Source organism: Caloramator mitchellensis (assembly GCF_001440545.1).
Classification (GTDB): domain Bacteria; phylum Bacillota; class Clostridia; order Clostridiales; family Caloramatoraceae; genus Caloramator; species Caloramator mitchellensis.
Genome location: NZ_LKHP01000014.1, coordinates 1 through 19,119 on the forward strand (window position 1 = coordinate 1; position 19,119 = coordinate 19,119).

Sequence of the window (19,119 nt, forward strand, 5' to 3'; positions counted from 1 at the left end):
CTACCGCCGACACAAAGTTCGGCACACTCGGATAATTTTCAATTAGAAGAATTTATTATCCATGTAATATTACTTTTTTAACTGTTAGAATAGATGGTGCACTCATGCTTAGTTCATCTATTCCGTAATCTATCAACAAGGGAATCAAATTTACATCAGAAGCCATCTCTCCACACATTCCTGCCCACTTTCCCTCTCTATGAGCATTATCTATAACCATTTTAATCAATCTCAATACAGCTGGATGAGATGGTTCATAAAGGTTTGATACTTTTTCATTCATTCTATCTACGGCAATTGTGTATTGAATTAAGTCATTAGTTCCTATAGAGAAAAAGTTTACTTCCTTTGCTAATAAGTCTGAAATAATAGCAGCAGAAGGAATTTCAATCATAATCCCTATTTCTATATTGTTGGATATATTATATCCTTGATTAACAACTTCATTTTTACATTCTTCCAATATTTTTTTAGCCTTTATTATTTCATCCTGGCTAGATATCATTGGAAACATGATTTTTAAGTTCCCATAAAGGGAAGCTCTTAAGAGAGCCCGTAATTGTGATTTAAATAAATCTAACCTCTCAAAGCAAAGTCTTATGCCCCTTAAACCCATAAAGGGGTTCATTTCAGTTCCAACATCAATATATGATATTTTCTTATCCCCACCTATATCAAGAGTTCTAATTACTACAGGTTTATTATCCATCTTTTCTAAGACATACTTATAAGTTTCAAATTGTTCATCCTCTGTGGGGGGTGTTTCTCTATTCATAAATAAAAATTCCGTTCTGAAAAGTCCTATACCATCAGCTCCATATTTTAATGCTATTTCAATCTCGTCCTTTGATGAAATATTGGCTGCGATTTCAATTCGCTTGCCATCTCTTGTTATTGCTTCTTTATCTTTGTATATTAAAAGTTCATTTTTTAACTTGCTTTCTATTTCTACTTTTTCCTGATATTCATTTATTAACTTCTCATCTGGATTTATATAAATTATGCCATTAACTCCGTCTAAAATTATAAAATCCCCTGTTTTCAATATCTCTGCAGCATTTTCAATTCCTGAAACTGCTGGAATCTCAAGAGCTCTTGCAATAATAGCTGAATGGGATGTTTTCCCTCCAAGCTCAGTTATAAATCCCAAAACATATTCTCTTTTTAGTTGTGCAGTATCAGAAGGAGTTAAGTCCTTAGCAACAACAATACATCTTTCTTTCAAATCTTTTAAAAGATTCGAATCTTCTCCCTGCAATATCTTTATTACCCTATACCCTACATCTTTTATGTCTGCTGCTCTTTCCCTCATATATTCATTATCCATACTCAAAAAAATATTTTCGAAAATCTCGACTGTTTCTTTAATAGCATACTCTCCATTAATTCCCTCTTGTATTTTTCCTTCAATAGAACCTTTAAACTCTTCATCCTCTAAAATCATTAGATGTGCTTCAAATATCATGGCTCTTTCTTCACCAAAATTTTTTTCTGCATTTTCCTTTATTTCTGCTATTTCTTGCTTAGCTTTTTCTAGAGCTTTTTTGAATCTTAATAGTTCACTTTTAACATCTGTCACTTCATACTTTTCAATATCTTTTTTACCTTCCTTTAATACCAAAACCTTCCCAATTGCAATTCCAGTTGATGCTGCAACGCCTTTTAGCATTTCTATCGCTCCTTATTCAGTAAAAGTTGAAATTAGATTTACTATACTATTTATTGCATCATCTTCGTCGTCACCTATTGCTTTTATAATTATTTCATCTCCCTTTGCAACACCTAACGCCAAAACATTTAATATACTCTTTGCATTTGCAATTTTTTCATTTTTTGTTATAGTTATATCTGATTTATACTTATTAGCTTCCTTAACAAGCATACTTGCAGGTCTTGCATGAAGTCCAGTTGGATTATCTATTATAAATTTTCTTTCTACCATTTTATGTCCCTCCAAATCCTTTTACAATTTAAAAGGCAGGGGCTGCCTGCCTTTTATTTTGCTCTATCTTTTTGGTTTAAGTGCTGAAATCATAAGGCCTGTAACAATTGTTCCAATTATAATTGCTAAAGTGTAAAGCAAGAGTCCTCCAACTGCATTTGGTATTGGCAATACAAAAATTCCGCCATGAGGAACAGCAAGTGTGCACTTAAATGCCATTGAAAGTGCTCCAGTTACTGCAGAACCAACCATAATTGATGGTATAATTCTTAGAGGGTCAGCTGCTGCAAATGGGATTGCTCCTTCTGTAATAAATGAAATTCCTAAGAAGAATGCTGCTTTTCCTGCTTCTTTTTCTTCTACTGTAAATTTATCCTTTGCAAGTATTGTTGCAAGAGCAACACCTAATGGAGGAGTCATACCTGCTGCCATAACTGCCGCCATAATCATTGAAGGTTGTCCAGCAGCTAAAGTTGAAACTGCAAATGTATAAGCTGCCTTGTTAACAGGTCCTCCCATATCAAAAGCCATCATAAGTCCAAGAACAATTCCAAGTGTAATAGCACTACCGCCGCTCATGTTCTTGAGCCAGTTAGCCATTGCTGTATTAATTGCTGATACTGGACCGCCAATTATATAAATCATACCTAGTCCAACTATTGCTGTTGAAAGTAATGGTAATATAAGAACTGGCATCAATCCTTCCATAGTCTTTGGAAGTTTTATTACTTTCTTTAGCCAAGCAGCAACATATCCTGCTGCAAAACCTGCTATAATACCACCTAAGAAACCTGCCCCAAGTTTTCCAGCAAGAACACCGCCAACCATACCAGGAACTAAACCTGGTCTATCAGCGATTGAAAATGCTATATAACCTGCAAGAATAGGAACCATCAATGAAAAGGCACCACCGCCGCCGATATCCATAAGTGCTGCAGCCAATGTTCCTTTTTGTTCAAATGCCTTAATACCAAATACAAATGAAAGTGCGATTAAAATACCACCTGCAACTACAAATGGAATCATGTAAGATACGCCAGTCATTAAATGTTTGTAAGCACCTGTTAACTTTTGTTTAGATTCATTCTTAGCATCAAAAACCTTATCTACATACTCTTTCTTTTGCATTGCCATTGCCTTCTGAATTAAGCTCTTAGCATCCTTTATTGCATCCTTAACACTTGATCTGACGATTGGAAGATTAGAAAATTTTTCCTCCTCTACCTTGGTATCGACTGCTAAAATGACTGCATGTGCTTCTCTTAAGTCCTTTTCTGTGATTTCATTTTCTGCTCCTACAGAACCCCTTGTTTCAACCTTTATGTCTACTCCGAGTTCCTTTGCAGCAATTTGTAACGCCTCTGCTGCCATGTAGGTATGAGCTATACCTGTAGGGCAGGAGGTTACTGCTAAAATTTTCATAGTTTGAATCCCCCTTTTTATTTTAATTTAATTAAAAGCATTGACAACTTCTTCAAAAGTCATAGCATTTAATAATCTTTGTCGGACATCCTCATGCATCAATTTTCGAGAAACATAACTTAGTATTTGAAGGTGTGTATCTGATGATTCTTCTGGCACAGAAATTAAAAAGAAAATATGTGCAGGCTTCCCATCCAATGAGTCGAAATCTATGCCTTCCTTTGATATACCAAATGTTAAGCATGGTTCTATTACCGATGAATCTTTGCCATGTGGTATAGCAATCCCCATCCCAATACCTGTTGAAAATTCTTCCTCTCTTTTCAGAACAGCTTTAATAAATGCTTCTTTGTTTTTTAGCTTCCCATCATTGTCCAAAATAGATATTAACTCCTCTAAAACATCTGCTTTTGTTTTTGCCTTTAAGTTAAAGCTCATTCTGTTTTCAGAAAACATTGTTTTAATTTCCAATTTACATCCACCTTTCAATACTTACTTTTTTCATAAGTTCATCTACGTTCTCTCTACTAGGAGCTTTTGTTCCCTCTTCAATAATAGCAGCTGTAGCAGAAGAAACTGCTAATTTAAAAATTTCTTTATCCTCCATATATTTAGAAATGCCAAATGATATGGCAGCTACCATAGAATCCCCAGCTCCTACAGTGCTCTTTACTTCAACCCTTTGTGGCTTTGCATAAAAAACTTCATCCTCTATAATATAAAAAGCCCCCTTGTTTCCCATTGAAATTATTACTTTTTTTACCCCTTGTTTTATTATTTCCCTTCCAACAGAAACTATTGAATTAAAATCATCATCAAATTCATAAATCATTCTTAGCTCATTAATATTAGGTTTGACTATATCCGGCTTTGCCGCCAAACCATTTTTAAGTGCTTCACCATCAGCATCTAATATTATGATGGCCCCTTTTTCTTTTAGAATATTTATAAGGTTCATGTAAACATCATTATCAACACCCGCAGGAAGACTTCCTGATAGAACAAATATATCTCCTTCTCTGGCATAGCTTCTAAGTTTGCTTAAAAGTTCTTCTAAATCTTCAGGAGTAATAGAAAATCCCCTTTGGTTTATATCAGTATATATATTAGCCTTAGTTTCAACTATCTTAATGTTTGTCCTTGTTTCACCTGCTACAAAAACAAGATCATTCTTTATCCCCATAGAATTTAAACATTTAATAAACTTATCCTTGTTTTCATCACCTATAAAACCTAGAGCAATGCTCTCTCCACCAAGAGATTTTATAACCTTCGAGACATTTATCCCTTTACCACCTATGTCCATTATACTCTTTACACTTCTATTTACATGCCCCTTTATCAATTCATCCAAATAGATTGTCTTATCAAAAGCAGGGTTTAGCGTTACCGTATAAATCAAACTATCTACCACCTTTATTCTGTAATAACTTCAACACCTAATCTACTTAATTTATTTTTTTCATCATCTTCAATCTGATTTGTAACGATATAGTTTATTCTTGAAACTGGACAGATAAGTGAGAATGTAACTTCATTGAACTTTGAGTTATCTACTACAAGACAAACTTCCTTAGCATTTTCAATCATTGCTTTTTTAACGTTTGCTTCCTGCGAGTTAGGTGTTGTAACCCCATATTTAATAGAAACACCGTTTGCACCTATAAAGGCCTTGTCCACTCTAAATTGCCTAAGAGTATTCTCAGCAACAAAGCCAACCATAGCCTTTGTTTTTGGTCTAATTGTTCCTCCTGTTACAATCACTTCAATGTCATCTCTGTTTGAAAGTTCACTTGCAAGATTAACTGAATTTGTTATTATAGTAATATTTTTGGCAGTAATATATCTTGCAATATATTGTGTAGTTGTTCCAGCATCTAAAATAATTGTATCTCCATCTTTTATCAATTTTGCAGCAATCTTACCAATATAATCTTTTTCAAACAAATATTTATCCTGTTTTTCTATAAATGAAGGTTCAAAATTTGTATTTAGTGTATTTACAGCACCTCCATGGGTTCTTATTATTGTTCCCATGGTTTCAAGTTCATTCAAGTCACGCCTTATAGTCGATTCTGAAACATTAAAAGTCTTTGCAAGCTCAGAAACTTTTACGCTTTGTCCACTTTTTATCATCTCAGCAATCTTATTTTTTCTCTCTTCTGCAAACATTTAATCACCCTATCTCACTTTTGCTCATTTCAGTAATTATTTATGCTCATTTTTGCTCATTTATGATTAATTAAATTATAAATTGTCAAAAAATTTTTGTCAAGTAAAAAAACACGTCTTTTTTAAAAGACGTGCTTTTAATATTAATGCGTTGCACAAGATACATATGGGTCAAAGCTTCTGACTATTCTTCCGACTTCGGCAACATCATCCATTTTATCTACTCTTGTTCTTATTAATGCCCTTTCAACTATCCCATATGAATTATCATCTCGAGGAGATAAATTCCATGGGGAGGGCGTTATAATGTCGTAATCTTCTATTGTTTTATTTTCAATCTTAACATAGTGCATTAATGCTCCTCGCGTCGTATCTGTCAGACCTAGACCATCTGCAAAGTTAGGAATATTATACTCCCTTTTTTCAGTTGCCAACTCTATCCTGTTTAAAAGTTCATTCATTATTTCTAGAATCTTTTTTGTTTCAAGACTTCTTGCTACAATTCTATCCATTGTTGAATTGCCTCCTTTGTATTCGCCGCTTAGGACCATTCTTGCAAGGGGGCCCACCTCCATGGCCTTATTATTATACCTCGGCGATTTTACAAAGGAATATGCGTCAGGTTTATTAACGTCTGCTATTACTTCTCCATTTCTATTGACATACCATGAATATTTAATGTTTTCTTTTATTCTATCTACATTTAACTTATCTTTAACTCCCTCTATAATTACTGATGGTTTTACATAGTAATAATCATCATAATAATTAGAAATTATCCTTGCATCCTCTAATAAAAATTCATCTACAAACATAATCAGTTTTTTAACAATAGATTTTAACTCCTCTATTTTATATGCGTCCAAGATTATATTAACCATTCCAGGCAATGTCCCATGATTGTGTGGAGCTTTTCCCCCTAGAACTGCTAGTCCTTCATGGGCAAGTTTACTAAATTCTATGCTCCTAAAATAATCACTTGCTATCTTGTTGTTTATTTCAAATGGAAGCCTATAATCTGAATGGCATCTCCTATCTAAAGGACTTACTCCTTCAATTTTAACGTAATCTGGAACTGTAAAAAAATAAAAATGCCTTATATGGTTTTGTATTATATCAAATGCATGGATTAAATCTCTGATGAATATTGTATTTGGATTTGGGACTATGTTTAGTGCATCCTCAAGGGCAAGAGATGAAGCTATTGAGTGTGCTGCTGAACAGATACCACAGATTCTTTCAGTTATAAAGATTGCATCAAGAGGTGCTCTTCCTTTAAGAATCTTTTCAAAACCTCTAAAAAGATTACCATGTGTTTTAGCATCAATTATTCTATTATCATTAACCTCGACTTCAATACCCAAAAATCCACTTATTCTAGTTATTGGATCTATATTTATAACCCTTCCCATCTTGTCCTCCTATACCCTTACAAATGGTTCCATTCCGTCAGGGAAATGAGAATTTGCACATCCAATGCAGGGTGCATTATCACCTATAGGCCAATTAACGTAACTATTCCACTTTCTGGTAGGGCAATCAGTTCTCGTAACTAGACCTCTGCATTCCAACCTAAACATACAACTTGTTTCTCCTGTATTATTGGCAAATATTCTATTGTTAAAATATGTCCTTCTTGGACAAAAATCATGAATTGTCAAACCTCTGCTGCTTGCTTAATGGCCTCTAAAGCAGTTATTTTCCTTCCTTTATAATTAGCAATTACATTGAAAAATCCATCTTGCCTTGTTGCTATAGCCCCCTCAACAACCAAAATAAAATCCTTCTCCATTGCCTTTAAAAACAATTCAAAGGCTCCTTCACCTTCACAAGTCATTATGCTATTGCTGTATTCTAAATTAATCATCTCACTAAGTAAATACCCTAAATCGGGGTTTTTGCCATTCATAAGTGAAATCGTGTTTCCAAAACACCCCGTAGCTTCTATCCAAATAACATTTATCTTTTTTCTTCTACCGGTCTTTATTGCATTAACTGCTTCCATTGCTATATAATGAGCCATGTTATTCTTATTACTTAAAACTTCATTATAACAACCTAAATTGTCCCTCAAAATTTATCCCCCTAAAAATTACTAAAGGCTTAATGTGCCCACAACAGGAATTTTCTTTAACATATTTCTATCCCCATGGCAGTCGTTAAATTCCTTAGTAAAGTCGTTTCCTGCTAACAATCCAAAATGACTTGCCCCTCCCCAGGAGGCGATTAATGTTACATCATATACTATTCCATCAACTGCAACATATGCAGGTTTTCCATTTGTGCCATCAAAATTCTTTAACTCCTCTAGAGTAAAAATCTTATTTTCGCGAATACTTTTTTCTACTTCAACATATTTCAGCTTTTCTGATAACCCTTCAATAAAACGCATTGCTTCATATATCTTTTCTATTAACTTTTGTTGATAAAAGTTTCTTTGTATTGGGCAATAAGCTGTCCTCCAATTATAATGAAGTTCTTCAATATCATTCATAACTAATTTAAATTTTTGCTGATATTTCGATAAACTCACTTATACCCTCCGAAAAATTGATTAATATATTATATGAAAAAAACTAACAATAAATATCCTCAACTATTGTACTGTAGTTTATTAAATATTTGTTTGTAATTTAATGTTTATTTGGATAAAATATTATACGAAAAAACATTAAGGAGGACTAAGAATTGAAAAAGAAAGAGACATACGAAGTAATAATAAACGAAGTTCTTTTCCCAAACAAAGGAGTTGTTTACCTGGAGGATAAACCTGTATACATAAAAAATGCTTTAAAAGGTCAAAAAGTTCTTATAAGGATTGAAAAGAATAAAAAAGATTATGCTGAAGCCAAAATTATAGATGTTTTAGAAAAAGCATTATATGAAACATCCCCCCTTTGTAGTCATTTTGGTGAATGTGGAGGATGCTCTTATCAAACAATCCCTTATGATATGCAGCTTGAAATCAAAGCTAGTCAAGTTAAAAAACTTCTTGATGATGCTGGTATTAATTATGAATTTTTAGGAATACAAGGTAGTCCATTAGAAACGGCCTATAGAAACAAAATGGAGTTTACATTTGGTGACGATGGTAAAACCTTAGCACTTGGACTACATAAAAAAGGTAAATTCTATGAAGTTGTTGTCACAAGAGACTGCAAAATAGTTAATGATGATTTTAACAAAATTCTACTATCAACTTTAATCTATTTTGCCGAAAAAGAAATCCCACATTATAACAAAAGAACGCATGAGGGATTTTTAAGGCACTTAGTAGTTAGAAGAACTTCTAAAACAAATGAGATATTAGTAAACATTGTAACCTCTTCACAAATCAACTTCGACTTTTCAGAATATGTTGAAATGCTAAATGAACTTAAATTAGAGGGACAAATAAAAGGTATTCTACATACCATTAACGATTCACTATCTGATGTTGTCCAGAGCGATAAAACTCAAATACTCTATGGCCAAGATTTCATTACTGAAGAGATATTAGGACTAAAATTTAAAATTACAGCCTTTTCATTCTTTCAGACAAATTCACTCTCAGCCGAAAACTTATATTCATTAACAAGAGAATTTGCAGGTGAAACAAAGGATAAAGTTATTTTTGACCTTTATTCAGGAACAGGGACGATTGCTCAAATAATGGCCCCAGTTGCTAAAAAGGTAATAGGTATTGAAATAGTTGAGGAAGCTGTTGAGGCAGCAAGAGAAAATGCAAAACTTAATAATCTGGATAATTGTGAATTTATAGCTGGTGATGTTCTTAAAAAGGTTGACGAGCTTGATATAAAACCTGATATTATTATTCTTGATCCTCCAAGGGATGGAATACACCCAAAGGCAATAGGCAAAATAATAAACTTCAAGGCACCAAGGCTAGTTTATGTCTCGTGCAAACCAACATCGCTTGCAAGGGATTTGAAAATATTCGTTGAAAATGGATATGAGGTAAAGAAAGTAAAATGCGTTGATATGTTCCCACATACACCACACGTAGAAACAGTGGTATTGATTGAGAAGAAGTGACAATATTTAAAATGGGTTAGATTATTCTAACCCATTTTATTTTTTAAAAATGCGTATAACATAAAAAATTTGTTTATTTTCAATAATAATTTATTGATTTTCGATAAATACAGTGATAAAATATAATTAACAAAATATAGTGAGGTGCATTTTATGAGACGTGAAACACTATTTCTAAAAACTGTTATTTTTCTTATCGGAATTTTTGTTCTTGGGCTATGTGTAATTGGGTTGCCAATTGCTGCTATTGAAGCCGCAAGGATTTATCCAAAATTTATTTACATTCCAATCTTTGCAGGTTTATACTCTTCAGCAATTCCATTTTTATTTGCACTTTATCAGGCTATAAAAATACTTAATTACATTGATAAGAACAAAGCCTTCTCCGATTTATCGGTTAACGCTCTAAAATTTATAAAGCAGTGTGCAGTTATAATCAGCATTATTTATATTTCCATAATGCCATTTTTATATGTTATCGGAGAAAAGGATGATGCTCCAGGTATAATACTTATCGGGCTTATTATTATATTTGCTTCTTTTGTGGTTGCAGTATTTGCAGCAGTTTTGCAAAAACTTCTGGAAAAGGCAATAGAGATAAAATCAGAAAACGATTTAACGATATGAGGTGAATGAAATGTCGATTATAATAAACATTGACGTGATGCTGGCTAAAAGAAAAATGAGCGTCACCGAACTTGCTGAGAAGGTTGGAATCACTATGGCTAATCTTTCAATATTAAAAAACGGAAAGGCAAAAGCTATTCGCTTTTCAACCCTAGAGGCAATCTGTAAGGCGTTAGACTGTCAGCCTGGTGATATTTTAGAATACAGGAAGGATGATTAGTTTAAAATTTAAATTTGGGAGGTGTAACTGTGGGAACAAGTAATTTTATTCTAAAAAATATTGATAATCCTCATGAACTTGAGAGAATGTATAGAAATGACCCTGAACAATTTAGAAAGGAATTTCAGGACGCATGGAGTCAAAAAAATGATTCTGAGATTCTTTCTGTTTGGTATGAAAGATTGTATTTTAAGGATGATATAAGGATAGAAAATAAATTAACCGTTAAGAATAATTTTTGGGTTATGGGTATTCTAGCAATTTTATCAGGAATTAACATTAGGTTAATAATGCACTTTGTAGAAAAGGAAGCTATCGCTCCAGCAAACCTTGCTTTTGGATTAATTCCATTTATAGCTTTATATTTTTTATACAATACCTCACCTAAAAGAAGAATTGTTTATTCAATATTGTCCCTGTTTATAATTTCAATTATATATTTAAATTTGCTTCCGCTTGAAAATAAAGATAGCATAATTCTTTCTCAACTGCATCTTCCATTATTTCTATGGATATTATTAGGTCTATCATTTGCTGGAAATGAGTATAAATCAATAAGTAAACGTTTGGCCTATCTTAAATTCAACGGTGAATTCTGCATACTTTATGCCAGCATGGCAATCAGTGGTATGATTTTAGCTGCCTTAACAATACAATTATTTAATATTTTAGGAATGGATATTTCTGAAATATATTTTGAAAATGTTGTTTTATTTGGTGCTGCTGCTCTTTCAGTTGTTGCTTCGTATTTGATATTAAACGATATTAAGCTAACCAAAAATATTGCACCATATATAGCTAAAATATTTGCTCCCCTTTTATTAGCCACATTGATAGTTTACTTAATAGCAGTCGTATTAACCGGTAAGAATCCATTCCTGGACCGAAATTTCTTATTATCTTTTAATGGTGTTCTTGTTGTGGTATTAGCAGTCACTATATTTTCAATTACTGAAAATAGAACAGATGAAAAAAGGAACATTTCCGATTACATTAATTTTTGTCTAATTATCCTTGCACTATTAATCGATACAGTAGCTTTATCAGCAATAATATTTAGGCTTTCTTATGGAATTACACCAAACAGAGTTGCAGTTTTAGGTGCAAACTTACTCATTTATATAAATCTAATTTGGATTTTATCTTCCTATTTCCGTTATCTTAAGAATAAAACAGATTCTTCTCCAATAGAATATGCAATAGCAAAATATTTACCAATCTATGGACTATGGGCAGCTTTTGTTACCTTTGCATTTCCTTTAATTTTTCGTTAAAATTACTGCGTTCTAAAAAATAATTTAAAAACAGCAAATATTCCAAAGGAAATGATTGCAGTTCCTGAAAGTATGTTAATTATTTTTAAAGCCTTTATATTTATTTTTTCTTTAAAAATATTAACTCCATTGCTGAGAAGAAACCACCACGTTGTAGAACCTAAGAAAACCCCTGTTACCATTGTTGTTGCAGAAGCGTAATCAGCTTTCTCTCTACTTAAGCCCAGTCCTGCAAATATAGCCAAAAAAGACATTATCGTCATAGGATTTGTTAAGGTTAATAGGAAAGTAGATAAATAATCATCAATAAACTTTTCTCCTTCATTTGTTTTTTCAGGTTTTTCTGCAGGATTTGAAATAAAAGTTTTTATTCCAAGATATATTAAAAAAACTCCACCTAAAAGTCCTATAAGACGTCTTTGTCTAATTAGAAAATTTGATATAAATGTCAAACCAAAGGCAGCTATAAACCCATAGATTGCATCAGCTGTTGCAGCTCCAAGACCCGAAAAAAATCCTGATTTTTTTCCTTTGCTAAGAGACCTCTGTATGCAAAGAACACCAATTGGTCCAACTGGTGCAGCTACAGAAAAACCTACTATAAAACCTCGTATCAAATAGTTCATTAAACTTTACACTCCTTAAACTTTGATAGTTAACAATATTTTAAACAAAAAGAAGGATAAATTCAATTTATGTAGAAGAAATTAATTATTATTTATACTTCGAAAGGAAGATTTATATGGCTATCGAAAATGTTAGGGAACACCTAAAAAAATACAACAAAGATAATGATATTGTAGAATTAAAAACCTCAAGTGCTACAGTCGAATTAGCTGCTCAAGCACTAAACGTAGAACCTGCAAGAATTGCAAAAACACTCGCTCTAAGAAAGGGAGACGAAATTATTTTATTGGTTGCTGCAGGCGATGCTAAGATTGATAACACAAAGTTTAAGAATGAATTTAAGTCAAAAGTCAAAATGCTTGATGCAGATGAGACCTTTGAATGGACAGGACATAAGGTTGGGGGTGTTTGTCCCTTTGGATTAAAAAACAAATTACCCATATACCTTGATATATCATTAAAAAGATTTAATACAGTCTTTCCAGCATGCGGAAGCAGCAATTCTGTTATTGAGCTTACATGCGAAGAATTAAATATGCTTTCTTCAAGTGAAAAATGGGTGGATGTATGTAAAAATTGGGAACAAAAATAAGGGCAAATGCCCTTATTTTATTTATTTCTTAACACAGTTATAAATCCATCTAAGATTTCATAACTCATCTTAAATCCCTTGTTTAGGTAAAAATTAAGTGCATTTTCATTTCCATTTGAAACAAATATAAATATGTCATCAACATAATCAAAGGAATGTAACCACTCCATCGACTTGTCAAACAATACACTTCCAATCCCTTTATTTCTATACTCATCCTTTATATAAAACTGTGAAAGGCAACCGACATCTTCGCCCTTAACTGAATCAAAATCAAAAAATGCGTCGCAGTTTAAGGTTGCAAAATTGTTTGTGTAAATATACTTTGAAGCGATATTGCTATATGCATACCCTATAACATCTTCTCCATCTTTTGCAATGATTATAAAATTCTCTTTTGAACCCTTTAATGCAGGAATCATCCTTGTTTCAAATGACATACCGTCGAAAAACTCCGGATGAACCATTGCTAAAGATTTTTGATAAACCATAAGTTCATTGCACAAACCCTTTATTAACAGAATATCTCCTTCAGTAATCTTCTCGTATATAATGCCCATATTTATCCCCCCTAAATTGAATATTGATTTAACTTTAGCTATAATTATACCAAACGATATTATTAGAACAAGTATGCAGTATTTTCTGAGTAAATAATAAAAAACTGAGTATTGGAGTGGTTATATGTATAATAAACCATCATATAAAACTAAGTTTGAAAAATGCCCTTTAATATTTGCACTCGAGCTTATAGGTGGGAAATGGAGACTACCTATTATTTGGGCTTTGAGTAAACATGAAACCATAAGGTATAATGAATTAAAAAGAAATATTCCCGGAATTACAGATATGATGCTGACTCAATCATTGAAAGATCTTGAATCCTATGGAATAGTCATCCGTAAGCAATTTATAGAAATACCTCCACGTGTTGAGTATTCACTGACTGAAAACGGTAAAAATCTCATACCAGCGCTTAAAGCCCTTGCTAATTGGGGAAAAGATATGAAATCTTTTATCCTCAAGAATAATATAGAATAAAATAGGGGCATTTTGCCCCTTGTTGCTTTTATTAATTGATTAATCTTTTTACTTCTTCAGGTTTATTAGTCGGATTGTTGCAGACAAAATTTTTACAAATATACACCGTTGTTTTATCGTTTATCAAATTTTGATTTAAAGTATACTCTGCCAAGTTATGCACCCTTTGAGCTTCTTTCTCATCAATTGGTTTTAATAACATTACTTTGTTTGGCAAAAATTTTTCGTTAATAATTTTAACTATGTTCTTAGTTTCATTTGCTGATTTGTCCCCCACGATTACTATTTCTAAACCTTCTCCAATAGCAAATTCAACTCCGCATAGCAAAAATGAATATCCCATTGGCATTGATTTTATACTTTTTGAAAAGGCTCTATAAATTCCAAAGGCACTATCTTCCAATTCCGTCCTACCTGTTATCCTTGCAAGTCTTAATAGGTTCAGCATCATTACGGAATTACCCGATGGGATTGCACCATCATAAATCTCTTTATTTCTAATTAGGAGTTCCTCATTATCATTCGGAGTGAAATAAAAACCTCCTCTATCATAATCAGCAAAATACTTAAAAGCGTCCTCACTTAACTTCAATGCTGTCTCTAAATATCTAATTTCAAATGTTGCTTCATATAGTTCAATTATACCCCAAATCATAAAAGCATAATCATCGAGATTCCCATATACTTTCCACTGACCTTCTCTATACATGTGAAAAAGTCTTTTGTTTTTATCTAGGCCGCCCAAAATAAATTCCGTGGCATCCGTTGCTGCTTGTATATATTTTTCATTTCCTAATACCATATAGGCTTTAGATAAAGCTGCAATCATAAGCCCATTCCAATCAACAAGAATTTTATCGTCCAGAAGAGGCTTTTCTCTTTTTTCTCTTTCGTTAAAAAGTTTCTCCCTAATCTTTTCAAGCCTTTTTTCGATATCTTCTAATTGTAATTCTTCTCTAAGTTTATCTAAAGTCTGATTTTGATAAAAAATATTAACTCCCAATCTCCTTCCTGTAGCTTCATCTTCAAAATTTCCTTCTTCGCTTAAATTGTATACTTTTTCTATTATATCTGATTCTTCCTTATTAAGAACTTCCCTTATTTCTTTAATGCTCCATACATAAAATTTCCCCTCTTCACCTTCGCTATCTGCATCCTCAGCAGAAAAGAATCCTCCTTCTTTAGATTTCATCACCCTAAGAATATAGTCTATAATTTTTTCAACAGTATATTTATAGTCATCCTTTTTGGTAACCAAATAGCCTTCAGTATATGCCATTATAAGCATTGCTTGGTCATATAACATTTTTTCAAAATGAGGCAATCTCCAGAATCTGTCCGTAGAATATCTGTGAAAGCCATACCCAATATGGTCAAATATTCCTCCCAGTAGCATTTCATCCAGGGATTTTCTTACCATATCAAGAGCTTGTTTATTTTTTGTTCTATTATAATATCTTAAAAGAAACAAAAAATTATGCGGAGAAGGAAATTTAGGTGCCCTTCCGAAACCTCCATATTTTTCATCAAAGGAAGATATAAATTGATTAAGGGCAGAATCAGAAATCTCCTTATTAAAATCTTCGCCAGGACCTTCGTTCGAAAAAGTCTTTATACTTTCTGTAATATCATCGGCAGACTTTATTATTTTTGTCTTTTCCTTTTCCCACTTATCCTTAATTATAGCAATTAAGTCAAGCAGTCCCATTCTGCCAAATTTACTCTCCTTTGGTATGTAGGTAGCCGCATAAAAAGGTTTTTTATCTGGAGTCATTATAATCGTTAATGGCCATCCTCCTCCACCTGTCATCATCTGGCAAACACTCATGTAAATTGCATCAATATCCGGTCTTTCTTCCCTATCAACTTTGATGTTAACAAATGTTTCATTCATCAACTCTGCTACTTTCTCATCTTCAAAGCTTTCATGTGCCATTACATGACACCAGTGGCAGGTTGCATATCCTATTGATAAAAATATTGGCCTATCCTCAATTTTAGCCTTTTGGAATGCATCATCTCCCCACGGATACCAATCAACAGGATTATATGCGTGTTGTAGTAAATAAGGAGATTTTTCTTTTATTAATTTATTTGGAATACCCACTCTATCCATCATGTTTTCACCCCTTCAAAATTTTTACGTAATATCAAATTTATCGAATTTAGTTTGCCAAAATAAAAATTTTTAATTCTTTTTGAATTAACATTTTTAAATTAACATCTTGACTCAATCTATCATAAAATATTATTATGAGTATGTTTAAAGGAAAAAGGATATGTATTACCCTTATTTTTGCCCATATTTTTTCAATCAGACTAGGAACTCTAATGACTACTCTTTTACACCATTCATTTCATGTCCGTGCCCTTACTTAGCAAATATGTCCCCTTATGACTATGAATTCACAAATGAATATAATCCTGATGATATGCGCTTTGATGATTCAAGATCAGATTATTTACATCCTTCTCAGGATTATGGTTTAATTCAGCTTAAGGATTATGGCTCAAAGCCATATGTGGTAGACATTGAAAAAGCCACTAAACAAAATAATAATTTCCGTCTAGCTTTATGGACAGGAAAATATCTGCAGCTGACATTGATGAGTATTAACCCAGGTGAAGAAATAGGTTTAGAGCTTCATCCTGATGTTGATCAGTTCTTGAGCATCGAAGACGGTCAGGGAGTTGTAATGATGGGGGATAAGAAAGACAAGTTGGATTTTAAAGCAAACGTTTATGCAGACTATGCAATTTTGATACCAGCCGGTAAATGGCATAACTTGATAAACACTGGTGACAGACCTCTTAAGCTTTATTCCATTTATGCACCTCCAGAACATCCAAAAGGCACAATTCATAAAACTAAGAAAGATGCAGAGGCTGCTGAAAAGGAGCATAAATAGTTATGTTTAAATAGATAGGCTATTAAACCGTAACAAAACCTCTCACATGCAAGTATTATCTTGCTTGTTGAGGGGTTTTTTAACTTCTTAAAATCGAATATAATACACATATTTACTGCTCAATTATTAATAAAATTATTGGCAAAATGTTTAGTAATAAAGTAAGCCTTGATGTGCTGCATTTATTAACACCATCTATGAAAATATTAAATTATTTTCGAGAGTGAAAAAATAACTAGCTATAAAATTTAATATTTTATTGACTAACTGTTTACTAAACCAAAATACTTCCTAATATTCCTGATTCCTTAATGTCATTTATATTTTTTGAAGTTTTATTATATTAATTTAATTTTTAGTAAATAAAAAAGGGGCAATTTACCCCTTATAGTCAATCATTTCTTGTAAAAACTCCCCCTAAAATAGGTCTACCTGATGCTCCAGTTTTAGAATTACTCGGTATTATATATACTTGATTTCCTATTGATAAAAGAGGTGTAAGAATTATACTTCCAGTCCATAATCCCAGTGCTCTTTCTGATACTCTTGTAAGCCTAAAACCATAACCACCAATACCCGGAATACCCACAAATCCCTCATACTCATCAAAATTCCCAAATGTAGACGGCTCAGGTAAAGATGCTCCTGTAATAACAAGCTGATGTTGACCATTTAAAAGTCTTTGAACCATAGCTGAGCCAAAAGCATTTCGATTAACTTGATCCATCGGTTTTAACACTTGACAATAGGGGAATGTAAGTGCAACTGGAACACATAGCACATCACCAGGAAAAATAACACTAAAATCAGGAATGTGAGGATTATTTAAACTAATCAAATCTATTAAAACTCCTCTTTCTTGTGCTATTTTAAAAACTGTATCTCCTTGTTTTACCGTGTATCTTTCATATCCTAGAGGACAACTCTCGGGCACACGGATTTCTCCAGGTCCCGGCTTAACAGGAACACATAAAACATCCCCTGGAAATATTTTGTCTGGATCAGAAATATGAGGATTCTCAGCAATTAAAAAATCTACACTTACATTAAATTGCCTAGCTATCTTTTCCATCGTATCACCAGCAGCAACAGTATATCTTTGATAACCCACACGGCACCTTTCTGGGATTTGAGCACGCTTATTTTCTTTTGCATTATTGCTATTCTGATAATCCTTTTCTTTCTTCAAAATATCACCATAAATACTTTTTATACTCATTATATAATATGATAAAAGTTAATTTTATGTTTATATTTTTTTATTTTTCTATTGACAATTTAAAAAAACAAATTTATAATTTAAATCAATCCAGAGTAAAATAGTATGTTTTAAACGCAATGATCGGGAAAAGTAAGTTGTGCAAGTCATACAGAGAGGAATTCCTAGGCTGAGAGAATTCTATGATGCAGTATAACCGAAGTGCCCCCGAGAGCGTTAGGCCGAAATTCAGTAGGCTGAGACGGGTTCTCCCGTTATAGAGATATGGTGTGTTGGCACCTGAAGAATGAGATGGGCATTTTTTGCCTAATCAGAGTGGAACCGTGGAAGTAAACTTCTGCCTCTGTAATAGAGGTAGAAGTTTTTTTTATTTCATCCGTATCTAAAAAATAAAAGGGAGGAATTTAAATGAATGCATTAAAATATTTTGATTCTATAGCAAGCAATTGGAATCAAATGAGAAGCGAATATTTTGGTGAAGAAATAAAAAAAATTGCTATTGATACACTTGATATAGACAAAAAAATTTGTGCTGACCTTGGCTGTGGAACTGGATTTATGTCATTAGAAATTGCTAAAAAAGCCAACATCGTTTTCTCAATTGACATTTCAAAAAACATGTTGAAAGAATTAAAAGGAACAGCCGAGAAGAAAGGATTAAAGAATATTTATCCTATAAAAGGCAAAATGGACGATATCCCTCTTTTTGATAACTCAGTTGATGCTGCTTTTACAAATATGGCATTGCATCATATTGTTGACCCACAGTTGGCTATACTAGAAATGTATAGGATTTTGAAGCCAAATGGTGTTATTACAATTACTGATGTAGAAGAACATAATGGGTATTGGGCAAAAGAAGAGATGTTTGATGAATGGTTAGGTTTTTCTCATAGGCAAATTTATGATTGGCTTAAAAATTCAGGATTTGTAGATATTGAAGTGAAGAGCACAAATCTTTACTGCAAAGGTTATTCAAGTAAGGGTGAATTTACTCAAACAAAAATATTTATAGCAAGAGCAAGAAAGGAGAGATAAT

At 32.7% G+C, this 19,119-nt stretch carries 20 protein-coding genes, 1 pseudogene and 1 other annotated feature; of the genes and pseudogenes, 8 read left to right on the forward strand and 13 right to left on the reverse strand.

Going from position 1 to position 19,119, the window contains the following annotated elements:
- Positions 1-55: 55 nt before the first annotated feature.
- The 9 genes and pseudogenes from ptsP to ABG79_RS09895 all read right to left on the reverse strand — a co-directional run bounded on the left by ptsP (position 56) and on the right by ABG79_RS09895 (position 8,069).
- Positions 56-1,669 carry a phosphoenolpyruvate--protein phosphotransferase gene (gene ptsP, locus ABG79_RS09850; protein WP_057979310.1) on the reverse strand — a complete coding sequence of 538 codons (1,614 nt, stop codon included), beginning with the start codon at positions 1,667-1,669 and terminating at the stop codon, positions 56-58.
- Between the two features lie 12 nt (positions 1,670-1,681).
- Entirely contained in the window at positions 1,682-1,942 is a 261-nt protein-coding gene (locus tag ABG79_RS09855) for an HPr family phosphocarrier protein (protein ID WP_057979311.1), read from the reverse strand.
- 63 nt (positions 1,943-2,005) lie between these two features.
- The gene (locus ABG79_RS09860) at positions 2,006-3,364 is read right to left on the reverse strand and encodes a PTS fructose transporter subunit IIC (protein ID WP_057979312.1); all 1,359 of its coding nucleotides are present in this window, start codon (positions 3,362-3,364) and stop codon (positions 2,006-2,008) included.
- Between the two features lie 27 nt (positions 3,365-3,391).
- Positions 3,392-3,835: a PTS sugar transporter subunit IIA gene (locus tag ABG79_RS12700; protein ID WP_057979313.1), complete on the reverse strand. Its 444-nt coding sequence runs from the start codon at positions 3,833-3,835 to the stop codon at positions 3,392-3,394.
- A 1-nt stretch (position 3,836) separates the two neighbouring features.
- Positions 3,837-4,766, reverse strand: coding sequence for a 1-phosphofructokinase (gene pfkB / locus ABG79_RS09870; RefSeq protein ID WP_057979314.1), 930 nt, complete (start codon positions 4,764-4,766; stop codon positions 3,837-3,839).
- Between the two features lie 14 nt (positions 4,767-4,780).
- Positions 4,781-5,536, reverse strand: coding sequence for a DeoR/GlpR family DNA-binding transcription regulator (locus ABG79_RS09875; RefSeq protein ID WP_057979315.1), 756 nt, complete (start codon positions 5,534-5,536; stop codon positions 4,781-4,783).
- 143 nt (positions 5,537-5,679) lie between these two features.
- The gene (locus ABG79_RS09880; protein WP_057979316.1) at positions 5,680-6,948 is read right to left on the reverse strand and encodes a nickel-dependent hydrogenase large subunit; all 1,269 of its coding nucleotides are present in this window, start codon (positions 6,946-6,948) and stop codon (positions 5,680-5,682) included.
- A 9-nt stretch (positions 6,949-6,957) separates the two neighbouring features.
- Positions 6,958-7,559 (reverse strand): annotated as a pseudogene (locus ABG79_RS12850) (hypothetical protein).
- A 72-nt stretch (positions 7,560-7,631) separates the two neighbouring features.
- On the reverse strand, positions 7,632-8,069 hold the full coding sequence (locus ABG79_RS09895; RefSeq protein WP_057979319.1) for a cytochrome b5 domain-containing protein: 438 nt from the start codon (positions 8,067-8,069) through the stop codon (positions 7,632-7,634).
- 155 nt (positions 8,070-8,224) lie between these two features.
- On the opposite strand from ABG79_RS09895, the gene rlmD reads away from it, so the two are divergent.
- The 4 genes from rlmD (at position 8,225) to ABG79_RS09915 (ending at position 11,692) form a co-directional block, all read left to right on the forward strand.
- Positions 8,225-9,571, forward strand: a complete 1,347-nt coding sequence (gene rlmD / locus ABG79_RS09900) for a 23S rRNA (uracil(1939)-C(5))-methyltransferase RlmD (RefSeq protein ID WP_057979320.1) — start codon at positions 8,225-8,227, stop codon at positions 9,569-9,571.
- Positions 9,572-9,724: 153 nt separating this feature from the next.
- Positions 9,725-10,198: a DUF2975 domain-containing protein gene (locus ABG79_RS09905; protein ID WP_057979321.1), complete on the forward strand. Its 474-nt coding sequence runs from the start codon at positions 9,725-9,727 to the stop codon at positions 10,196-10,198.
- A 10-nt stretch (positions 10,199-10,208) separates the two neighbouring features.
- On the forward strand, positions 10,209-10,418 hold the full coding sequence (locus ABG79_RS09910) for a helix-turn-helix domain-containing protein (protein WP_057979322.1): 210 nt from the start codon (positions 10,209-10,211) through the stop codon (positions 10,416-10,418).
- 29 nt (positions 10,419-10,447) lie between these two features.
- Positions 10,448-11,692 carry a hypothetical protein gene (locus tag ABG79_RS09915; protein ID WP_057979323.1) on the forward strand — a complete coding sequence of 415 codons (1,245 nt, stop codon included), beginning with the start codon at positions 10,448-10,450 and terminating at the stop codon, positions 11,690-11,692.
- 2 nt (positions 11,693-11,694) lie between these two features.
- Here the strand turns inward: ABG79_RS09915 and ABG79_RS09920 are convergent, their stop codons facing one another.
- Positions 11,695-12,318 carry a LysE family translocator gene (locus ABG79_RS09920; RefSeq protein ID WP_057979324.1) on the reverse strand — a complete coding sequence of 208 codons (624 nt, stop codon included), beginning with the start codon at positions 12,316-12,318 and terminating at the stop codon, positions 11,695-11,697.
- A 116-nt stretch (positions 12,319-12,434) separates the two neighbouring features.
- On the opposite strand from ABG79_RS09920, the gene ABG79_RS09925 reads away from it, so the two are divergent.
- Positions 12,435-12,911 (forward strand): YbaK/EbsC family protein, encoded by a 477-nt coding sequence (locus ABG79_RS09925; RefSeq protein ID WP_057979325.1) that lies wholly within the window; start codon positions 12,435-12,437, stop codon positions 12,909-12,911.
- 17 nt (positions 12,912-12,928) lie between these two features.
- Here ABG79_RS09925 and ABG79_RS09930 read toward each other — a convergent pair whose 3' ends face one another.
- Complete coding sequence (locus ABG79_RS09930; protein WP_057979326.1) at positions 12,929-13,471, reverse strand: GNAT family N-acetyltransferase; 543 nt, start codon at positions 13,469-13,471, stop codon at positions 12,929-12,931.
- Between the two features lie 124 nt (positions 13,472-13,595).
- Between ABG79_RS09930 and ABG79_RS09935 the strand changes: the two genes are divergently transcribed.
- On the forward strand, positions 13,596-13,952 hold the full coding sequence (locus ABG79_RS09935; protein WP_057979327.1) for a winged helix-turn-helix transcriptional regulator: 357 nt from the start codon (positions 13,596-13,598) through the stop codon (positions 13,950-13,952).
- A 31-nt stretch (positions 13,953-13,983) separates the two neighbouring features.
- Here the strand turns inward: ABG79_RS09935 and ABG79_RS09940 are convergent, their stop codons facing one another.
- Positions 13,984-16,071, reverse strand: a complete 2,088-nt coding sequence (locus ABG79_RS09940; protein WP_083490411.1) for a thioredoxin domain-containing protein — start codon at positions 16,069-16,071, stop codon at positions 13,984-13,986.
- 160 nt (positions 16,072-16,231) lie between these two features.
- On the opposite strand from ABG79_RS09940, the gene ABG79_RS09945 reads away from it, so the two are divergent.
- Complete coding sequence (locus ABG79_RS09945; RefSeq protein ID WP_057979328.1) at positions 16,232-16,861, forward strand: cupin domain-containing protein; 630 nt, start codon at positions 16,232-16,234, stop codon at positions 16,859-16,861.
- Between the two features lie 391 nt (positions 16,862-17,252).
- Here the strand turns inward: ABG79_RS09945 and ABG79_RS12305 are convergent, their stop codons facing one another.
- Positions 17,253-18,050, reverse strand: coding sequence for a LysM peptidoglycan-binding domain-containing protein (locus ABG79_RS12305; protein WP_242859332.1), 798 nt, complete (start codon positions 18,048-18,050; stop codon positions 17,253-17,255).
- 140 nt (positions 18,051-18,190) lie between these two features.
- Positions 18,191-18,428: a binding site (T-box leader), on the forward strand.
- 60 nt (positions 18,429-18,488) lie between these two features.
- On the opposite strand from ABG79_RS12305, the gene ABG79_RS09955 reads away from it, so the two are divergent.
- Positions 18,489-19,118 (forward strand): class I SAM-dependent methyltransferase, encoded by a 630-nt coding sequence (locus ABG79_RS09955; RefSeq protein ID WP_057979329.1) that lies wholly within the window; start codon positions 18,489-18,491, stop codon positions 19,116-19,118.
- The last annotated feature ends 1 nt before the right edge of the window (position 19,119 follow it).